General features: G+C 45.3%; 16 protein-coding genes and 2 tRNA genes. 17 read left to right on the forward strand and 1 reads right to left on the reverse strand.

Translation table 11 applies throughout. The annotated features are described in order from the left end of the window. Nucleotides 1–48 precede the first annotated feature (48 nt). The 5 genes from bamJ to greA all read left to right on the forward strand — a co-directional run bounded on the left by bamJ (nt 49) and on the right by greA (nt 6,986). Nucleotides 49–666 (forward strand): BamJ family beta-barrel-assembly machinery protein, encoded by a 618-nt coding sequence (bamJ, locus tag IEY18_RS03985; protein WP_188918069.1) that lies wholly within the window; start codon nt 49–51, stop codon nt 664–666. Between the two features lie 67 nt (nt 667–733). Further along, nucleotides 734–1,549 carry a 4-hydroxy-tetrahydrodipicolinate reductase gene (gene dapB / locus IEY18_RS03990; RefSeq protein WP_188918070.1) on the forward strand — a complete coding sequence of 272 codons (816 nt, stop codon included), beginning with the start codon at nt 734–736 and terminating at the stop codon, nt 1,547–1,549. A 155-nt stretch (nt 1,550–1,704) separates the two neighbouring features. Continuing rightward, entirely contained in the window at nt 1,705–2,880 is a 1,176-nt protein-coding gene (carA, locus tag IEY18_RS03995) for a glutamine-hydrolyzing carbamoyl-phosphate synthase small subunit (protein WP_188918072.1), read from the forward strand. A gap of 24 nt (nt 2,881–2,904) precedes the next feature. Beyond that, a complete protein-coding gene (gene carB, locus IEY18_RS04000) occupies nt 2,905–6,126 on the forward strand; it encodes a carbamoyl-phosphate synthase large subunit (protein ID WP_188918074.1) in 3,222 nt (1,073 codons plus the stop codon). A 383-nt stretch (nt 6,127–6,509) separates the two neighbouring features. Beyond that, on the forward strand, nt 6,510–6,986 hold the full coding sequence (gene greA, locus IEY18_RS04005) for a transcription elongation factor GreA (protein ID WP_188918077.1): 477 nt from the start codon (nt 6,510–6,512) through the stop codon (nt 6,984–6,986). Nucleotides 6,987–7,081: 95 nt separating this feature from the next. Here the strand turns inward: greA and yhbY are convergent, their stop codons facing one another. After that, the gene (gene yhbY, locus IEY18_RS04010; RefSeq protein WP_188918079.1) at nt 7,082–7,381 is read right to left on the reverse strand and encodes a ribosome assembly RNA-binding protein YhbY; all 300 of its coding nucleotides are present in this window, start codon (nt 7,379–7,381) and stop codon (nt 7,082–7,084) included. A gap of 90 nt (nt 7,382–7,471) precedes the next feature. On the opposite strand from yhbY, the gene rlmE reads away from it, so the two are divergent. From rlmE to truB, 12 genes are all read left to right on the forward strand, one after another. Next, nucleotides 7,472–8,101, forward strand: coding sequence for a 23S rRNA (uridine(2552)-2'-O)-methyltransferase RlmE (rlmE, locus tag IEY18_RS04015; protein WP_188918081.1), 630 nt, complete (start codon nt 7,472–7,474; stop codon nt 8,099–8,101). A gap of 44 nt (nt 8,102–8,145) precedes the next feature. Further along, nucleotides 8,146–10,083 carry an ATP-dependent zinc metalloprotease FtsH gene (ftsH, locus tag IEY18_RS04020; protein ID WP_188918083.1) on the forward strand — a complete coding sequence of 646 codons (1,938 nt, stop codon included), beginning with the start codon at nt 8,146–8,148 and terminating at the stop codon, nt 10,081–10,083. A 146-nt stretch (nt 10,084–10,229) separates the two neighbouring features. Beyond that, the gene (gene folP, locus IEY18_RS04025; RefSeq protein WP_188918085.1) at nt 10,230–11,063 is read left to right on the forward strand and encodes a dihydropteroate synthase; all 834 of its coding nucleotides are present in this window, start codon (nt 10,230–10,232) and stop codon (nt 11,061–11,063) included. 269 nt (nt 11,064–11,332) lie between these two features. After that, on the forward strand, nt 11,333–12,115 hold the full coding sequence (gene tpiA / locus IEY18_RS04030) for a triose-phosphate isomerase (RefSeq protein WP_188918087.1): 783 nt from the start codon (nt 11,333–11,335) through the stop codon (nt 12,113–12,115). Between the two features lies 1 nt (nt 12,116). Continuing rightward, complete coding sequence (secG, locus tag IEY18_RS04035; protein ID WP_188918089.1) at nt 12,117–12,470, forward strand: preprotein translocase subunit SecG; 354 nt, start codon at nt 12,117–12,119, stop codon at nt 12,468–12,470. A gap of 110 nt (nt 12,471–12,580) precedes the next feature. Beyond that, a tRNA-Leu gene (locus tag IEY18_RS04040) sits at nt 12,581–12,666 on the forward strand. Nucleotides 12,667–12,771: 105 nt separating this feature from the next. Next, nucleotides 12,772–12,848 (forward strand) — tRNA-Met (locus IEY18_RS04045). 164 nt (nt 12,849–13,012) lie between these two features. Then, the gene (gene rimP / locus IEY18_RS04050; RefSeq protein WP_188918091.1) at nt 13,013–13,468 is read left to right on the forward strand and encodes a ribosome maturation factor RimP; all 456 of its coding nucleotides are present in this window, start codon (nt 13,013–13,015) and stop codon (nt 13,466–13,468) included. A gap of 16 nt (nt 13,469–13,484) precedes the next feature. After that, nucleotides 13,485–14,984 carry a transcription termination factor NusA gene (nusA, locus tag IEY18_RS04055; protein WP_188918093.1) on the forward strand — a complete coding sequence of 500 codons (1,500 nt, stop codon included), beginning with the start codon at nt 13,485–13,487 and terminating at the stop codon, nt 14,982–14,984. A gap of 25 nt (nt 14,985–15,009) precedes the next feature. Then, complete coding sequence (gene infB, locus IEY18_RS04060; RefSeq protein ID WP_188918095.1) at nt 15,010–17,661, forward strand: translation initiation factor IF-2; 2,652 nt, start codon at nt 15,010–15,012, stop codon at nt 17,659–17,661. Nucleotides 17,662–17,731: 70 nt separating this feature from the next. After that, the gene (gene rbfA / locus IEY18_RS04065) at nt 17,732–18,157 is read left to right on the forward strand and encodes a 30S ribosome-binding factor RbfA (RefSeq protein ID WP_188918097.1); all 426 of its coding nucleotides are present in this window, start codon (nt 17,732–17,734) and stop codon (nt 18,155–18,157) included. Then, nucleotides 18,157–19,119, forward strand: coding sequence for a tRNA pseudouridine(55) synthase TruB (truB, locus tag IEY18_RS04070; RefSeq protein ID WP_188918099.1), 963 nt, complete (start codon nt 18,157–18,159; stop codon nt 19,117–19,119). The genes rbfA and truB overlap by 1 nt, the downstream gene beginning before the upstream one ends. Nucleotides 19,120–19,123 lie beyond the last annotated feature (4 nt).

Consider the following 19,123-nt stretch of genomic DNA (forward strand, 5'->3'; position numbering starts at 1 on the left):
GGTACAATGCCCAGCGAAAATTCACTGATGGAATGAGAGCTATTTATTATGTCTGATAAGTTCACCACAATTGAACTGCAAGCGAGCTATGGAGTTGGTCGTCAATTAGGAGAGCAACTCGCTGCGAACTCTTTTGACGGTATCGATGTGACTGCGGTTCAAGCAGGCTTAGCTGATGCATTTGAAGGTAAAGAAAGCCAAGTAGAAATGCAGGAGCTACAAACTGCTTTTACTGAAATTAGTAAGCGCCTTCAAAAAGCACAAGAAGAAGCTGCTGCGGAAGCTTCGGCTGAAGGTGAAGCATTCTTAGCAGAAAACGCCAAGCGCGAAGACATCACTGTAACTGAGTCAGGTCTACAGTATGAAGTTCTTGCACAAGGTGAAGGTGAGAAGCCAACTTACGAGTCAACTGTTCGTACGCATTACCACGGTACATTTATCAATGGTGATGTTTTCGATAGTTCTGTTACCCGTGGTCAACCGGCTGAGTTTCCCGTTTCAGGTGTTATCGCGGGTTGGACTGAAGCGTTACAATTGATGCCTGTCGGCACCAAGTTGAAGCTTTATGTACCGCATCACCTTGCTTACGGCGAGCGTGGCGCTGGCGCGTCAATCCCGCCATACTCAACCCTCGTATTTGAGGTTGAGTTGCTAGACATTCTTTAAAAGCTTGACCAAGTCGCTTGAGTTTATCCTCAGGCGATTTTTTTATCTGTTGTAAGAGGAGACACCCATGAGTGGAAAAGTAAGAGTCGCGATTACCGGTGCTGGTGGTCGTATGGGGCGAACCTTGATAGAAGCTGCAGCAAACCATGGCGGCATTGTTTTAGGTGCTGCAATCGAGCGTCAAGGCTCTTCTCTAATCGGAGTTGATGCCGGTGAACTCGCAGGGATTGGCTACGCTGATATTGCAATTACAGATTCACTCGAAAGTGTTTATGATGATTTTGATGTGCTCATTGATTTCACTTCACCTGAGGCAAGTTTAAGTCATTTAGATTGGTGTGCTCGAAATGGTAAAGCCATGGTGATTGGCACAACGGGCTTTAACTCCTCGCAAAAAACGCAAATTGAGTCGTTCTCTGAAGAGACGCCGATTGTTTTGGCGCCCAACATGTCGGTTGGCGTGAACTTGATGTGGAAGCTTTTAGAGCTGGCCGCTGAAGTCATGGGTGATTACACAGATATTGAAATTATTGAAGGTCATCATCGCCATAAGAAAGATGCTCCCTCTGGGACGGCATTAAAAATGGGCGAGGTTATCGCTGAAACCTTAGGGCGTGATCTTGAGAAATGTGCAGTTTACGGTCGTGAAGGTATTACTGGCGAGCGGGATCCTGACACCATTGGCTTTGCAACGATTAGAGCCGGTGATCTCGTTGGAGAGCACACCGCAATGTTCGCTGATATAGGTGAGCGTTTAGAAATTACCCATAAGGCATCCAGCCGTATGACCTTTGCCAATGGCGCTATGCGTGCGGCACATTGGCTCGTAGAGCAAGGCCCCGGCTTCTACGATATGCAGCAAGTTCTCGGTTTTAACGACTAATTTTAAAAACCACCGTCAAGGTGGTTTTTTTTCATGTTTACTATGCTAAATGTAGACGAAATCACAGTTTGAAGGTAAACTAGTTGGAATTTGTCAAAATTTCGTATTTACGCGAAAATTGGTATTTTACAAATATAAAAAAACATTAATTATTAATGGCTTGGCTCTTTTCGGAGGTCGCGTTGACAAAGTCTGCCCTACTCGTACTTGAAGATGGAACCGTTTTTTCTGGCACTTCTATCGGTGCTGATGGTTTATCGGTTGGAGAAGTTGTTTTTAACACTTCAATGACTGGCTATCAAGAAATTTTAACTGATCCTTCTTATTCTCGCCAAATGGTAACCCTTACCTATCCTCATATTGGCAACACTGGCACTAATGATGAAGACACTGAATCTACTGGGGTTCATGCTTGTGGCTTAATTATTCGAGACTTACCTCTCGTCGCTAGTAATTTCCGTAATCAACAATCTTTGTCTGATTACCTGAAAGCAAATAATGTTGTGGGTATCGCTGATATTGATACGCGTAAGTTGACCCGTATCTTACGTGAAAAAGGGGCTCAAGCAGGTTGTATTCTTGTGGGTGATTTAGATACCGACAAGGCACTTGCTGCTGCAAAGGCGTTTCCTGGTCTCAAAGGAATGGACTTAGCGAAAGAAGTGACCACCCCAGAACAATATACATGGCGCAAAGGTAGTTGGCGTTTAGTTGGTGGTTTACCAACAGATACCGCAGCTGAAGACCTAAAATATAAGATTGTCGCTTATGACTACGGTGTGAAAAGCAACATTTTACGAATGTTGGTTGACCGAGGTTGTGATGTGACTGTAGTTCCTGCACAAACGTCTGCTGCTGAAGTGTTAGCGATGCAGCCTGATGGTGTCTTCTTATCCAATGGTCCTGGTGACCCAGAACCATGTGATTATGCTATTGCCGCTATCCAAGAGATCCTAAAAACTGATATACCCCTGTTTGGTATTTGTCTCGGTCATCAATTGCTTGCTTTAGCCAGCGGTGCTACCACTCTAAAAATGAAGTTTGGTCACCACGGCGCGAACCACCCTGTGAGCGACCTTGAGCAAGGTACTGTCATGATCACCAGTCAAAACCACGGTTTTGCTGCGGATGAAGCCAGCCTCCCGAGCAACATTAAAGTGACGCATAAGTCGTTGTTTGATGGTTCTTTGCAAGGGATTCACCTGACAGACAAACCAGCCTTTAGTTTCCAAGGTCACCCAGAGGCAAGTCCGGGCCCCCATGATTGTGCTCCGCTATTTGATCACTTCATTGAGTTGATTGAAGCGCATCAGCAAACCTCGTCGCAATAAGTTATCTGGGAGAAGACAAAAGAAATGCCAAAACGTACAGATATAAAAAGTGTTCTTATCCTAGGTGCTGGTCCAATTGTTATTGGCCAAGCCTGTGAATTTGATTATTCAGGTGCACAAGCCTGTAAAGCGCTGCGCGAAGAAGGTTACCGAGTTATCTTGGTGAACTCGAACCCTGCAACGATTATGACAGACCCAGAAATGGCTGATGCGACATATATCGAGCCGATTCATTGGGAAGTTGTACGCAACATTATTGCAAAAGAACGTCCTGATGCAATTTTGCCAACCATGGGCGGACAGACCGCGCTGAACTGTGCATTAGAGCTTGAAGCAAAAGGTGTTCTTGCCGAATTTAACGTGGATATGATTGGCGCCACTGCTGATGCTATCGATAAGGCTGAAGACCGTAGTCGATTCGATGTGGCGATGAAGAAAATCGGCCTTGAGTGTCCACGTGCCGGAATTGCCCATAGTATGGATGAAGCAAATGCTGTCCTAGAAGAAGTGGGGTTCCCTTGTATTATTCGTCCATCGTTTACCATGGGCGGCAGCGGTGGTGGCATTGCTTATAACCGCGAAGAATTTGAAGAGATTTGCTCGCAGGGATTAGAGCTATCGCCAACCAATGAGTTGCTAATCGATGAATCTTTGATCGGTTGGAAAGAGTATGAAATGGAAGTCGTTCGCGATCGCAACGATAACTGTATTATCGTTTGTTCGATTGAGAACTTTGACCCGATGGGCGTCCATACTGGTGATTCAATTACCGTTGCGCCAGCTCAAACTTTGACCGATAAAGAATATCAAATCATGCGAAATGCCTCGATGGCTGTATTGCGTGAAATTGGTGTTGAAACTGGTGGCTCAAACGTTCAGTTTGGTATCAATCCAAAAGATGGCCGTATGGTCATTATTGAGATGAACCCGCGTGTGTCTCGCTCTTCTGCTTTGGCCTCGAAAGCCACTGGTTTCCCGATTGCGAAAATTGCAGCCAAGCTTGCGATTGGATTTACCCTTGATGAACTGAGCAATGACATTACTGGTGGTTTAACACCAGCATCGTTTGAGCCCGCTATTGACTATGTTGTCACCAAAGTTCCTCGATTTAACTTTGAAAAATTTGCTGGATCCAATGACCGCTTAACCACGCAAATGAAGTCCGTTGGTGAAGTGATGGCAATTGGGCGGACTTTCCAGGAATCGCTACAAAAAGCTCTCCGCGGCTTGGAAGTGGGCAAAAATGGCCTAAATCCAGAAGTCGATCTAGAAGAGCATGATGCATTATCGCGTATTCGTCATGAGCTAAAAGAGCCGGGCGCTGAGCGTATTTGGTATATCGCTGATGCGTTTCGTGCAGGTTTGTCTGTAGATGGTATCTTCCGCCTGACCAATATTGACCCTTGGTTCTTAGTGCAAATTGAAGAGCTTATTCAGCTTGAATCTCAAGTAACCGATGCTGGCCTTTCTGGCTTAAATGAGGACTTTTTACGTCGCCTCAAACGCAAAGGATTTGCGGATGCTCGTCTTGCTGAGCTGCTCGGAGTTAGTGAGTCTGAAATTCGCAAGTTGCGCCATAAGCATGAGCTTTATCCTGTCTATAAGCGCGTCGATACCTGTGCGGCTGAATTTGCGACGAATACGGCGTATATGTACTCAACCTATGAGGAAGAGTGCGAAGCCAATCCATCTGAACGTGAAAAAATCATGGTTCTCGGTGGCGGTCCAAACAGAATTGGCCAAGGGATCGAATTTGATTATTGCTGTGTTCATGCGGCGTTAGCGCTACGTGAAGATGGTTATGAAACCATTATGGTGAACTGTAACCCTGAAACAGTTTCTACGGATTATGACACATCAGACCGTTTGTATTTTGAGTCGGTTACATTTGAGGATGTGCTAGAAATCGTTCGTGTAGAAAAGCCAAAAGGTGTGATTGTGCAGTATGGTGGCCAAACACCGCTAAAACTTGCGCGTGCATTAGAGGCTGCGGGTGTTCCAATTATCGGGACTTCGCCTGACGCGATTGACCGTGCGGAAGACCGTGAACGATTCCAACAAGCGATTCAGCGTTTAGAAATGAAGCAGCCTGAAAATGATACGGTCACGACCGTTGAAGGTGCCGTCATTTCTGCGGAACGTATTGGTTATCCATTGGTTGTTCGTCCATCTTATGTTTTGGGTGGTCGTGCGATGGAAATCGTTTACGACGAAAGTGATTTGCGCCGCTACTTCAATGAAGCGGTGAGCGTGTCAAATGCTTCACCGGTATTGCTAGACCGCTTCTTAGATGATGCCATTGAAGTTGATATTGATGCCGTGTCCGATGGTGAGACCGTGGTTGTTGGTTCAATTATGGAGCATATTGAGCAAGCGGGTGTCCACTCAGGTGATTCAGGATGCTCTCTTCCGCCGTATACTTTGAGCCAAGAAATCCAAGACAAGATGCGTGTCCAAGTCACTAAGTTGGCGATGGAACTCGGTGTGATCGGATTGATGAATGTGCAGTTTGCCGTGAAAGATAACGAAATCTATATGATTGAAGTGAATCCACGTGCAGCGCGTACGGTTCCATTTGTATCTAAAGCGACCGGAGTTCCGCTAGCTAAAATTGCAGCGCGAGTGATGGCTGGCCAAAGCTTGAAGCAACAAAACTTCACGCAAGAGGTGATCCCACCTTTCTATTCGGTCAAAGAAGTGGTTCTGCCATTCAATAAGTTCCCTGGTGTTGACCCATTGCTTGGCCCTGAAATGCGTTCAACGGGTGAGGTGATGGGCGTTGGTGATACGTTTGCAGAAGCCTATGCCAAAGCGCAGCTTGGTGCGACTGCTGAAGTGCCTAAGTCAGGTCGTGCACTTTTAAGTGTGCGTTCGAGTGATAAGAAACGTGTTGCTGATTTAGCAGCAAAACTCATTGAGCTTGGCTACGATATTGATGCAACCCATGGTACGGCAGTTGTACTAGGCGAGGCTGGTATTAATCCGCGTCTAGTGAACAAGGTTCATGAAGGTCGTCCTCATATTCTTGATCGGATCAAGAATGGCGAATATACCTATATCGTGAATACCACTGAAGGTCGTCAAGCCATTGAAGATTCACGCCAGTTACGGCGTGGTGCATTGCGTTACAAAGTCAACTACACCACGACCATGAATGCTGCGTTTGCAACATGCATGGCGCATGCAGCTGATGACCGTGCGAAAGTTGCCTCGGTTCAAGAGTTACATGATCGTGTGAATAAGTAGCGAATATTTGTTTCGTGAAAAAGGTCGCCTTAGGGCGGCCTTTTTTTTCGTTGGTTTTAGATTAAATTATCTTCATTACAGGTTTTCTGAGCCGTTCCTAGCTTGAGGACTCTGATACAAAGAAAAGCCTAGCTAAAATTCATTGCAAGTTAATTTAGGAACTATGGAGTTTACATATAATATGAGGTCGTGATGATGATTAAGTTTTTTGTTCATCTACTGGTAACGCAGCTCCTTGTTGAGTTAAGCTGTGCTCCCTCATAAAAAGGCGAAGGCGAAACTCTCGTTAAACTTGGCCAGTGAGCAAAGAAATATTCGTGGACTTGGATGCTGCGCACCGCAGTTTTTAAGTAAGATTGAGCTTGAAGGAGAAGCAGGACGTTATGAATAAGGTTCCTATGACCGTAGTGGGTGCTGACCAACTACAAAAAGAGTTAGATGTTCTAAAGTTTGAGCGTCGCCCTAAGATTTCTGATGCAATTGCACAGGCAAGGGAGCTTGGGGATCTTAAAGAAAATGCTGAGTATCATGCTGCACGTGAAGAGCAAGGTCTTTGTGAAGCGAGAGTTCGTGATATTGAAGGCAAGCTTTCGAATGCGCAAATTATCGATGTGACGAAAATGCCAAATACTGGCCGAGTTATTTTTGGTGCAACTGTGACGATTTTAAATATCGACACAGACCAAGAAGTTACCTATCGCATTGTTGGTGATGATGAAGCCAATATTAAAGAAAACCTTATTTCGGTGAACTCACCGATAGCAAGGGGCTTAATCGGCAAGAACCTGGATGATGAAGTGATGATCCGTACACCCGGTGGTGATACTGACTTTGAAATTGTTGCAGTGGAATATATTTAAAGCGACAAAATTTCATCAACAAAAAACGCCGCGACATGCGGCGTTTTTTGCGTCTTAGCTCCAGCATAAACCCTTGAGCTAAACATGGAATGAAATTACTTCGCTTTTGGAATCGCGATTTTCATTTCTTCTGACTGACGGAACAAGACGAGCACATGACCAATAAGCTGAACTTTTACAGCTTGTGTTTCACGGACAATTGCTTCGACGATAGCGTTTTTCATTTCTCTATCACTCGATGCAACTTTTACTTTAATCAATTCATGGTGGGATAAAGCTAGCTCTATTTCAGCAAGCACACCTTCAGTCAGCCCATTGGCACCAAGCAGCACAACTGGCTTTAAGTTATGAGCCAAAGCTTTTAAGTGCTGTTTTTGTTTGGTTGTTAAGTTCATTTATACCAACTTTTACTGAGTTACTGTTGAAAAGCCGTTATTCTACCCTTATATAAGCTTGGTGTAACTCTCAATCGTAGCGGAATTTAAATGTCAGCTAAAAAACGTACCGCCAGTTCTGCTCGTTGGATGCAAGAACATTTCGACGATCATTACGTCAAACTTGCGCAAAAACGCGGGCTTCGCTCTCGAGCGGCTTTCAAATTGGAAGAGATCCAACAAAAAGATCAATTGATCAAACCCGGCATGACCGTCGTAGATTTAGGTGCGGCGCCAGGAGGTTGGTCGCAAGTTGCTGTTAAACTTGTGGGTAATAGCGGAAAGCTTATTGCTTGTGATATCTTGCCGATGGACCCAATTGTTGGGGTTGATTTTTTGCAAGGTGATTTCCGCGAAGATCAGGTGCTTGACGCATTACTGACTCGTGTTGGTGACGAAAAGGTTGATGTGGTGTTGTCTGATATGGCACCGAATATGAGCGGCACAAGTGGTGCTGATCAACCCCGAGCGATGTATTTAGTAGAGTTGGCTTTAGATATGTGTCATCAAGTATTGGCACCAAATGGAAGCTTTGCAGTGAAAGTTTTCCAGGGTGAAGGGTTTGATGAATATATGAAAGCCGTTAAGCAAGCATTTAAAACGGTGAAAACGCGTAAACCAGATTCTTCGAGAGCGCGATCTCGAGAAGTCTATCTTGTGGCGACAGGATACAAGTTGTAGTACCCTAATGTTAATAATCGCAAGACTTTGTGAGGTCGAGTAATTTGAGTGACATGGCTAAAAATTTAATACTCTGGGTTGTCATCGCCGTTGTGTTGATGTCTGTATTTCAGGGGTATTCTCCTTCTTCATCCTCATCCCAGAAGATGGACTATTCTACTTTCCTAGATAATGTCCGAAATGGGCAAGTCAGCATGGTCGAAGTGAAAAGCGACCAGCGTACCATTGAGGGTGCGAAACGCGGTGGAGAGAAATTTACAACCGTCATGCCGATGTATGATCAAGATTTAATCAATGATCTTGACCGTAAAGGGGTGATCATGAAAGGCCAAGAAGCAGAAGAATCTGGTTTTCTAACTCAGATCTTTATTTCTTGGTTCCCAATGCTGTTACTTATTGGTGTGTGGATTTTCTTCATGCGTCAAATGCAAGGCGGGGGCGGTAAAGGCGCCATGTCCTTTGGTAAAAGCAAAGCTAAGCTCATGAGCGAAGATCAAATTAAAACGACTTTCGCTGATGTGGCTGGCTGTGATGAAGCCAAGGAAGAGGTGAAAGAGATGGTGGATTACTTGCGTGATCCAACTAAGTTTCAAAAGCTTGGTGGTCGAATTCCAACGGGTGCGCTCATGGTTGGCCCGCCAGGTACAGGTAAAACCTTGCTGGCCAAAGCGATTGCTGGTGAAGCCAAGGTACCGTTTTTCACTATTTCTGGTTCTGACTTCGTTGAAATGTTTGTCGGTGTTGGTGCTTCTCGTGTGCGAGATATGTTTGAACAAGCGAAAAAGTCAGCACCTTGTATCATCTTTATTGATGAAATCGATGCGGTTGGTCGCCAACGTGGCGCTGGTTTAGGTGGCGGTCACGATGAGCGTGAACAGACATTGAACCAAATGTTGGTCGAAATGGACGGCTTTGAAGGAAACGAAGGAATTATCGTTATTGCTGCGACGAACCGTCCTGATGTTTTGGATTCCGCGTTACTACGTCCTGGCCGTTTCGACCGTCAAGTGGTTGTGGGTTTGCCAGATGTGCGTGGTCGCGAACAAATCCTAAAGGTTCATATGCGCAAAGTGCCTCTTGCTGACGACATTAAAGCCAGCATTATTGCTCGTGGTACACCCGGGTTCTCAGGGGCCGATCTTGCCAACCTCGTAAATGAGGCAGCGTTATTTGCAGCTCGCAATAACCGCCGTACTGTTAGCATGGAAGAGTTTGAGCGTGCAAAAGATAAAATCATGATGGGTGCAGAGCGCCGATCAATGGTGATGTCTGAAGATGAGAAAGAGATGACCGCTTACCATGAAGCTGGACACGCAATTGTCGGCTGCTTGGTTCCGGATCATGACCCCGTTCATAAGGTGACGATTATTCCACGAGGCCGAGCTTTGGGGGTGACCTTCTTCTTGCCTGAGGCTGATCAAATTAGCCAAAGCCGCCAAAAACTGGAAAGCCAGATTTCGGTGGCCTATGGTGGCCGTTTAGCTGAAGAGTTGATTTATGGTACTGAGCGTGTCTCTACTGGAGCCTCTCAAGATATTAAATATGCAACTTCGATTGCTCGAAATATGGTTACCCAATGGGGTTTCTCTGAAAAACTAGGTCCATTACTTTATTCTGAAGAAGAAGGCGAAGTTTTCTTAGGACGTAGTATGGGCAAATCGAGCCATATGTCTGATGAAACAGCTGGTATTATTGATGCGGAAGTGAAAATCTTCATTGATAAGAACTATGAGCGCGCTAACCAGTTATTGACCGATAATATGGATATTCTTCACGCGATGAAAGATGCGTTGATGAAGTATGAAACCATTGATTCGAAGCAGATTTCGGATCTGATGGAGCGACGTGAAGTTAGACAACCGGCGGATTGGAATTTAGATGACAATGGCCCAGATAATGACGGCCAAGGGAATCAACCAAAACAAGAAGAGCCAGTGAAACCGACGAGTGTTGATGAAGCTGACGAATCGATCATTAAGTAAGATTTGCCTATGAGTGAAAGCCCCGTCATCGGGGCTTTTTTATTCGCTTTCGTTTAATGAACACGACTCCATTTAGGTTGACCGCTGAACGTTGGCGTTGTTGTCATGTTCTAGCGCGATGTTGTTGCAATGATGAGGTAGGAAATGTGTACTCTTTAAAATCTGGCGATAAGCTTTTATCGTTAGAAACCCCAAAGATCATGGGTATTGTCAATGTCACGCCAGATTCTTTTTCTGATGGTGGACAATTTGCTGCTTTCGAAAGAGCGTGTCGACATGTCGATGACATGATTGCTAATGGTGTGGATATTATTGATATTGGTGGCGAGTCTACAAGACCTGGAGCCGTCGATGTTGATTTAACCACAGAGCTTGAGCGTGTTGTGCCACTGATCCGTTATGTCGCCGAGCATCATGATGTTTGGATTTCGATTGATACAAGTAAAGCCAAAGTGATGCAAGAGGCCGTTGCTGCTGGAGCCCACCTCATTAATGATGTGCGAGCACTTCAAGCTGAAGGTTCCCTTGAATGCGCGGCTAAGCTGAAAGTACCTGTATGCTTAATGCATATGCAAGGTCAGCCCAGAACAATGCAGGCTTCGCCTCAATATCAAAATGTTGTGAAAGATGTTAGTCATTTCTTTGAACAGCGAGTCCAAGTTTGCGTTGATGCAGGGATTGCACGTGAGCAATTAATCATTGATCCTGGATTTGGTTTTGGCAAAACCTTAGAACATAACTATCAACTGCTTGCACAACTTGATCAATTTGCGCAGCTGAATCTTCCCTTACTTGCAGGGCTTTCGAGAAAAAGTATGTTTGGTCAATTGCTCAATCGTGAGGTGGAAGAGCGTATGCCAGCTAGCATAGCCGGCGCACTATTGTGTATGCAAAATGGCGCACATATTATTCGGGTTCACGATGTGAAAGAGACGATTGATGTTTTAAAAGTTTGGCAATACACCAAACAATATTGCTAAGGCTTCGATACAAGGGTTTTATGATAGGATTGCCTAAGGGATATGGTGAATATCCGCTCGGTTTTATAATTTTTTTGTGACGTTAGTTTATGTCTCGTAAAAGAATTTAGAGTTTAGCTAAATGCTTTCGCTTACTTGAGGCGAATGTTTTATCATAACCCGCGTAAAAAGTAATCGTTTCGACTTGATATCAAAAAAATTCCCCACTTGGGTATTGTAAGTTTACATGTGGTTCGCTATTATTCACGCCGCTTTCAGAGGAGACAGCGATGGCACTTAGAAGACCTATGGTTGCTGGCAACTGGAAAATGAATGGTAGTGCACAACTTGCACAAGAGCTATTCAAAAAGTTTGCCGCCAAGCTACAAGATGATTCAGCAGAAGTGGTTATGTGTCCGCCTTCTATTTATCTCGAGAGCGTAAGGCAACTGCTTGAAGCAAACAAAGAACCGCTAAATGGTTGTTTAGTTCGCATGGGGGCTCAAAACTTGAGTCAGCACGATTTCGGCGCGTACACCGGTGAAATCTCTGGGCAAATGCTAAAAGATTCAGGATGTCGATATGTTATTATCGGTCACTCCGAACGTCGCCGTATGTACGGCGAAACAAGTGATATCGTAGCAGAGAAATTTGCTGCAGCTCAAAAGCACGGTTTAACTCCCATCCTTTGTGTTGGTGAGTCGGGACCAGCTCGTGAAGCAAGACGTACCTTTGAGGTTATTGCGGAAGAGTTAGATGTGGTTATCGAGAAAAACGGTACCATGGCTTTTGATAACGCTATTATCGCCTACGAGCCTTTATGGGCTGTAGGAACAGGTAAAAGTGCTACACCAGAGCAAGCACAAGAAGTGCACGCGTTTATCCGTAAACGTCTTTCTGAGGTATCGCCTTTTATTGGTGAGAACGTTCGCATTCTTTATGGTGGCAGTGTCACTCCAAGCAATGCAGCAGATTTGTTCGCCCAACCTGATGTCGATGGTGGACTGATTGGCGGTGCAAGTCTAAATTCAAGTGAATTCTTGAGTCTTTGTACCATAGCGATGAGCGCATAATATGTACCAAGTACTAACAGTAGTTTATTTATTAGTAGCATTAGGCCTAGTTGGTCTAATTCTTATCCAACAGGGTAAGGGTGCTGACATGGGAGCCTCTTTTGGCGCCGGCGCATCTGGAACTCTATTTGGATCAAGTGGGTCAGGAAACTTTCTGACACGTTCAACGGCAGTATTGGCAGTTGCATTTTTTGTTCTTAGCTTAACCATTGGTCGCATGAGTGCGAACCACACGGTAGAAGCTGACGCTTGGAATGATTTAAGCTCTACAGCAGAACAAGTTGTAGAAGAAGTGAAGCCAGCTGCACCAGTAGTTGAAGAAGAGAAAAAGTCGGAAGATAAAATTCCTGACTAAGAAAAAGTTTCAAAAGTACAAACTTATTGGTTGATTAGAATAGGTTGTCACATGGTTCGATATTCCCTCAAATAATATCGAGTAAACCTGTGTTGTACTGAGTAAGATTTGCGGATGTGGTGGAATTGGTAGACACGCCATCTTGAGGGGGTGGTGGCCTATGGCCGTGAGGGTTCAAGTCCCTCCATCCGCACCAAATTTAGACGTTGATTTAATCGACGTTTAAGTGAAATAAAGATCGATAATCCGATGCTTTATTATTGCAAGTTATTGGGAATCTCAATATACTTGCTGCAGTTGACGCGGGGTGGAGCAGTTTGGTAGCTCGTCGGGCTCATAACCCGAAGGTCGTCGGTTCAAATCCGGCCCCCGCAACCAGCTCCCAGCATTGAATCATGTTCAAAGCTGGTTACAGGTTCTAAACTTTAAGACCTCGTCATTACGGGGTTTTTTGTTATCTGTAACTTAGAAATTTGTTGTGGAAGAACACAACGCTTTACTGGGGCCATTTGCGCCCTTTTTTGTTTTTTTGGAGAGACATCTTGGCAACGATTGAAGCAAGATTGGCGGACATGTTAACGCCAGCCGTCGAGGCATTAGGTTATCAATTATGGGGTGTGGAATTCGTTTCGGCGGGTAAGCATTCGGTAGTGAGACTGTATATCGACAGCGAGAAAGGCATTTTTATTGAAGATTGTGCCGAGGCGAGCCGTCAAGTAAGTGCAGTGCTTGATGTTGAAGACCCAATTTCGACTGAATATACATTAGAAGTTTCTTCGCCAGGCGTGGATAGGCCGTTATTTACTGCGGAGCAGTACGCAGCTTATCTTGGCGAGGAAATCAAAGTGCAATTGACTATGCCTGTGGGTGGTAGTCGTAATTTAAAAGGCATCATAACCCAAATTGAAGGCACTATGCTGACAGTAAAGGTGAATGGTGAAGAGTTAATTATTGCCTTGGATAATATCCGCAAAGGTAATTTGATCGCTAAGTTTTGATGGACGAGGCAATAAGATGAATAAAGAGATTTTGCTAGTCGCTGAGGCGGTTTCAAATGAGAAAGGAGTTCCACGCGAGAAGATTTTTGAAGCGTTGGAAACGGCTCTAGCAACAGCTACAAAAAAGAAATATGAAGGTGACATTGAGGTTCGCGTCGCTATTGATCGTAAAACTGGCCACTACGATACATATCGTCGTTGGATGGCGGTTGAAGATACTGGCGAGCCGTTGGAAAATCCTTTCCGCGAAATCACCTTAGAAGCAGCCCGTGTTGAAGACGAAACGATCGAATTAGGCGGTTTTATCGAAGATGAAATCGAATCGATAGCGTTTGACCGCATTACAACGCAAACCGCAAAGCAAGTGATCGTACAAAAAGTACGTGAAGCCGAGCGTGCACAAGTTGTAGAGCAGTTTAAAGACAAAGAAGGTGAGTTAATTACCGGTGTCGTTAAGAAGAGTAACCGCGAAAGTGTTGTGGTTGACTTAGGCAACAATGCTGATGCGGTATTGTTTAAAGAAGATCTGATTGCACGTGAGTCATTCCGACCAGGTGACCGAGTTCGCTCGCTTCTTTATTCTGTGCGCCCTGAAGCGCGTGGGGCTCAATTATTCTTAACACGTACTAAGCCTGATATGTTGATCGAGCTTTTCCGTGTAGAGGTTCCAGAAATCCAAGACGAGATGATCGAGATTATGGGTGCTGCCCGTGATCCTGGTTCTCGAGCAAAGATTGCCGTGAAATCTAATGACCGTCGTATCGATCCTATCGGTGCCTGTGTCGGTATGCGTGGCGCACGTGTCCAAGCCGTTTCGAATGAGCTTGCAGGCGAACGTGTTGACATCATCATGTGGGATGATAATCCAGCTCAGTATGTGATTAATGCGATGGCACCAGCTGATGTCGCTTCTATCATTGTTGATGAAGATAGCCACTCGATGGATATCGCTGTTGAAGCTGACAGTCTGGCACAAGCGATTGGTCGTAATGGACAAAACATTCGCTTAGCAACTCAGCTTACGGGTTGGGAACTGAATGTCATGACGGTTGAGGACATGAACGCCAAACACCAAGCTGAAAGTGCCAAGGTCGTTGATTTGTTTATCAAGGCGTTGGATGTTGATGAAGACTTCGCACAAGTTCTTGCTGACGAAGGCTTCACTTCATTGGAAGAGGTTGCTTATGTACCTGCATCAGAACTATTAGAAATTGATGGTTTTGATGACGATATTGTTGAAGCGCTTCGTGATAGAGCGAAAGCTGCGATTTCTACGTTGGCATTGGCTTCTGAAGAAGCACTGGATGGTGCAGAGCCTAGTGAAGACTTGCTCGCATTAGAAGGGTTAGAAAAACACCTTGCTTACGTATTTGCAAGTAAAGGTGTCGTAACACTAGAAGATCTCGCCGAGCAAGGTGTAGATGATTTGATAGAAATTGAAGAATTGACAGAAGAAAAAGCAGGTGAGCTCATCATGGCAGCCCGTAATATCTGTTGGTTTGGCGACGAAGAATAAGTCGGTCAACAGGGGGATTTAACTGATGGCAGAAACAACAGTAGCAAAGCTGGCCACCGAAGTGGGAAAGAGTGTCGATCGTTTGATTGAACAGTTTTCTCAGGCTGGCATGAAGAAAAGCACCAATGATGCAGTCTCTGAAACAGAGAAGCAGCAATTGCTTGAGTATTTAAAGAAGCAACATGGCGGCGACAGCGCGCCAACTAAAATGACATTGCAGCGTAAGTCTGTATCAACTTTGAGTGTTTCTCAAAGCGGTGGTCAGTCGAAGGACGTAAAAGTCGAAGTTCGTAAAAAGCGTACTTTCGTTAAACGTGATGACTCTGAGATCGCAAAAGAGAAAGCTGAAGAAGAGGCAAAAGCAAAAGCAGAAGCCGAAGCTGCAAAAGTGAAGGCGGAAGCAGAAGCTAAAGCCAAAGCTGAAGCCAAGGCAAAAGCGGATGCAGAAGCCAAAGCGAAGGCCAAAGCGAAAGCCGAAGCTGATGCCAAAGCCAAGCAAGCCAAAGCTGATGTTCCTGCTGCTGATAAAGAAGAGACTGACGCAGCGAAAGCAGAGGCAGATCGTATTCTGAAGGCGCAAGAAGAAGCTGCGAAGCGTAAAGCGGATGAAGAAGCGGCAAAAGCTGCTGAAGAAGCGAAGCGTCTTGCTGAAGAGAATGAGAAGCGTTGGGCCGAAGAAGAGCGTCAACGTAAAGAGCGTGAGCGCAACAGTGATCACCATGTTACGACTTCAACAGCGGCTCGTGCTGCTGAAGATAAGACGGATATGGATGCTGAAAAGCGTGGTCGCCGTGGTCGCAATAAAGCAGCTGCGAAGAAGCGTGGCGGTCGTGACAATCGTAATGCACGGGGTGGCAAAGGTCGGAATAAGAGCACCGCACCTGAATCTATGGCGCACGGCTTTAACAAGCCAGCCGCTGCAGTAACACGTGACATTCGTATTGGTGAAACTGTTTCTGTTGCAGAACTTGCACAGAAGATGGCGGTTAAAGCGACAGAAATCATCAAGCAAATGATGAAAATGGGCTCTATGGTTACGATTAACCAAGTGCTTGACCAAGAAACTGCGCAACTTGTTGCAGAAGAAATGGGTCATAAAGTAGTTCTGACACGTGAAAACGAGCTTGAGCATCAGGTTCTATCGGATCGTGATGGTGATGTACAGCTTGAGTCTCGCCCACCTGTAGTCACTATTATGGGTCACGTTGACCATGGTAAAACATCGCTACTTGATTACATTCGTCGCGCGAAAGTTGCCGATGGTGAAGCTGGCGGTATTACGCAGCACATTGGTGCGTACCATGTAGAAACTGATACCGGTATCGTGACTTTCCTCGATACACCTGGTCACGCCGCGTTTACAGCAATGCGTGCTCGTGGTGCGAAAGCAACAGATATCGTTATTCTTGTTGTCGCTGCTGATGATGGTGTTATGCCACAAACGATTGAAGCAATCCAACACGCGAAAGCGGGTGGTGTGCCACTTATCGTTGCTGTTAACAAAATGGATAAGCCAGAAGCTGATGTGGATCGTGTGAAGACAGAACTGTCTGCGCATGGCGTTATGTCAGAAGAGTGGGGCGGCGACAACATGTTCGCATACGTTTCTGCAAAAGCAGGAACCGGTGTGGATGAGTTGTTAGAAGCGATTCTTCTACAAGCAGAAGTCCTTGAGCTAAAAGCTGTTAAAGATGGCATGGCTGCCGGTGTTGTCATTGAATCTCAACTTGATAAAGGTCGTGGTCCAGTCGCTACTGTACTTGTACAAGAAGGCACACTGAAGAAGGGCGATATCGTTCTATGTGGTCTTGAGTATGGCCGTATTCGTGCGATGAAGGACGAAAATGGTAAGCCGATTGATGAAGCTGGTCCATCGATTCCTGTTGAAATCCTCGGTCTTTCAGGGGTTCCATCAGCAGGTGACGAAGCAACTGTTGTTCGCGATGAGCGTAAGGCTCGTGAAGTCGCATTGTACCGTCAAGGCAAGTTCCGTGATATTAAGCTTGCACGTCAGCAGAAGTCTAAGCTTGAAAACATGTTTGCCAACATGACTGAAGGCGAAATCCAAGAGCTGAATATTGTTCTAAAAGCAGATGTTCAAGGTTCTCTCGAAGCGATTTCTGATTCATTGACTAAGCTTTCTACTGAAGAAGTTAAAGTGAATATCATTGCTCGTGGTGTGGGTGCATTGACTGAAACTGATGCAACACTAGCTGCGGCTTCAAATGCAATCATGGTTGGTTTCAACGTTCGTGCCGATGCACAAGCGCGTAAGACGATTGAAGCTGAAAGTGTAGATCTACGTTACTACAGCGTGATCTATAACTTGATTGACGAAGTGAAAGCCGCCATGAGTGGTATGCTTGCTCCTGAGTTCAAACAAGAAATCATTGGTCTTGCTGAAGTGCGTGATGTATTTAAGTCGCCTAAGATCGGTGCTATCGCTGGTTGTATGGTTACTGAAGGCATCATCAAGCGTAGCGCTCCAATTCGCGTTCTTCGTGAGAACGTGGTGATTTACGAAGGTGAGCTTGAATCATTACGTCGCTTTAAAGATGACGTGAATGAAGTCAGAAATGGCATGGAATGTGGTATCGGTGTGAAGAACTACAATGACGTCAAAGTTGGCGATCAGATTGAAGTCTTCGAGACCGTTCAAGTAGAACGTACTCTATAAACCTTCATTAGGTTAGCGTATCAATACAAGGGCGGCGTTGGCCGTCCTTGTTTTTTATAGGGCCGAAATTATGGCAAAAGAATTTAGTCGCACGCGCAGAATTGCACAGCAGCTTCAGCAAGAGCTAGCGCAAGCATTGCAACGAGATATCAAAGATCCCCGTGTAGGGTTTGTAACGGTCAATGATGTTGATGTATCTCGGGATTTAAGCTTTGCAAAAGTCTTTGTGACTTTCTTCGAAGAAGATCAAAGCTTAGTTGAAGAAAAACTTGCGGCACTCGAAGCCGCTGCACCTTATGTGCGTAGTTTGGTTGCGGGTCGCATGAAACTGCGAGTGATGCCTGAACTACGCTTTGTTTATGACAGTTCATTGGTTGAAGGGATGCGCATGTCAAACCTAGTCAGCCAAGTCATTAGTAAAGACAAAGCCAAGCAGGAAGCTTTTAACTCTGACGATGCTCCAGAAGGGGATGATGCCACAGAGGATAAAGAGTAATGGGAAGGCGTTCACGCGGCCGTCATATCGACGGGATTGTCCTTTTAGATAAAGAGACAGGCATGAGCTCAAACTTTGCCTTGCAGCGTGTGAAGCGTATTTATGGCGCGGCAAAGGCGGGACATACTGGTGCTTTAGATCCTTTAGCAACCGGTATGTTACCTATTTGTTTAGGTGAAGCCACCAAATTTTCTCAGCATTTACTTGATTCAGATAAACGTTACTTAGTGACGGCTAAGCTTGGTGTTCGCACGGATACCAGTGATTCGGATGGCGAAGTAGTGCAAACAAGGGATGTGGCATTTAGTGAGTCCCTGTTGGCTGAGTCACTTGAACATTTCCGCGGTAGCACGATGCAAGTCCCCTCTATGTTTTCTGCATTAAAGTACCAAGGGCAACCTTTGTACAAGTATGCCCGTGAAGGCATTGAGGTTCCGCGCGAAGCGCGACCGATTACAGTGTATGAACTCAAGTTTATTAGCTTAGAAAACGACGACCTAACGTTGGATATTCACTGCTCTAAAGGGACATATATTCGAACAATTATTGATGACTTGGGCGAAATGCTAGGTTGCGGTGCGCATGTGACGATGCTTCGTCGTACGCAGGTAGCTGGTTACCCTTACGCACGAATGGTGTCTTTGGCACAATTGCAATCAATGGTTGATGAAGCACAAAGTAATGATATTGAGCCTAAAGCAGTGCTTGACCCTTTGTTATTACCCATGGACACTGCTGTGAGTCATCTTGACGCCATTAATTTACCCGAAGCAATGGGTGAATATTTAATGCATGGTCAACCGGTGACGGCACCTGGTTTAAAGCCTGATACTCTGGTTCGAATTACCTTAGGTGAAAAGCAGGAGTTTGTCGGTGTGGGCATGATGAATGACGATGGATTACTAGCCCCAAAAAGATTGATTGTTCGCCACGAGTCACCTGCGTTCGAATCATCAAACTAAGTTC

The sequence above is a fragment of the Shewanella gelidii genome (assembly GCF_014647855.1).
Classification (GTDB): domain Bacteria; phylum Pseudomonadota; class Gammaproteobacteria; order Enterobacterales; family Shewanellaceae; genus Shewanella; species Shewanella gelidii.

What these genes read in the sequence shown, in the direction of transcription:
- secG (WP_188918089.1), top strand. Translation starts at nt 12,117, where the DNA reads ATGTACCAAGTACTAACAGTAGTTTATTTATTAGTAGCATTAGGCCTA.
- carA (WP_188918072.1), top strand. Translation starts at nt 1,705, where the DNA reads ATGGCTTGGCTCTTTTCGGAGGTCGCGTTGACAAAGTCTGCCCTACTC.
- carB (WP_188918074.1), top strand. Translation starts at nt 2,905, where the DNA reads ATGCCAAAACGTACAGATATAAAAAGTGTTCTTATCCTAGGTGCTGGT.
- yhbY (WP_188918079.1), bottom strand. Translation starts at nt 7,381, where the DNA reads ATGAACTTAACAACCAAACAAAAACAGCACTTAAAAGCTTTGGCTCAT.
- dapB (WP_188918070.1), top strand. Translation starts at nt 734, where the DNA reads ATGAGTGGAAAAGTAAGAGTCGCGATTACCGGTGCTGGTGGTCGTATG.
- tpiA (WP_188918087.1), top strand. Translation starts at nt 11,333, where the DNA reads ATGGCACTTAGAAGACCTATGGTTGCTGGCAACTGGAAAATGAATGGT.
- nusA (WP_188918093.1), top strand. Translation starts at nt 13,485, where the DNA reads ATGAATAAAGAGATTTTGCTAGTCGCTGAGGCGGTTTCAAATGAGAAA.
- bamJ (WP_188918069.1), top strand. Translation starts at nt 49, where the DNA reads ATGTCTGATAAGTTCACCACAATTGAACTGCAAGCGAGCTATGGAGTT.
- truB (WP_188918099.1), top strand. Translation starts at nt 18,157, where the DNA reads ATGGGAAGGCGTTCACGCGGCCGTCATATCGACGGGATTGTCCTTTTA.
- greA (WP_188918077.1), top strand. Translation starts at nt 6,510, where the DNA reads ATGAATAAGGTTCCTATGACCGTAGTGGGTGCTGACCAACTACAAAAA.
- rbfA (WP_188918097.1), top strand. Translation starts at nt 17,732, where the DNA reads ATGGCAAAAGAATTTAGTCGCACGCGCAGAATTGCACAGCAGCTTCAG.
- infB (WP_188918095.1), top strand. Translation starts at nt 15,010, where the DNA reads ATGGCAGAAACAACAGTAGCAAAGCTGGCCACCGAAGTGGGAAAGAGT.
- rlmE (WP_188918081.1), top strand. Translation starts at nt 7,472, where the DNA reads ATGTCAGCTAAAAAACGTACCGCCAGTTCTGCTCGTTGGATGCAAGAA.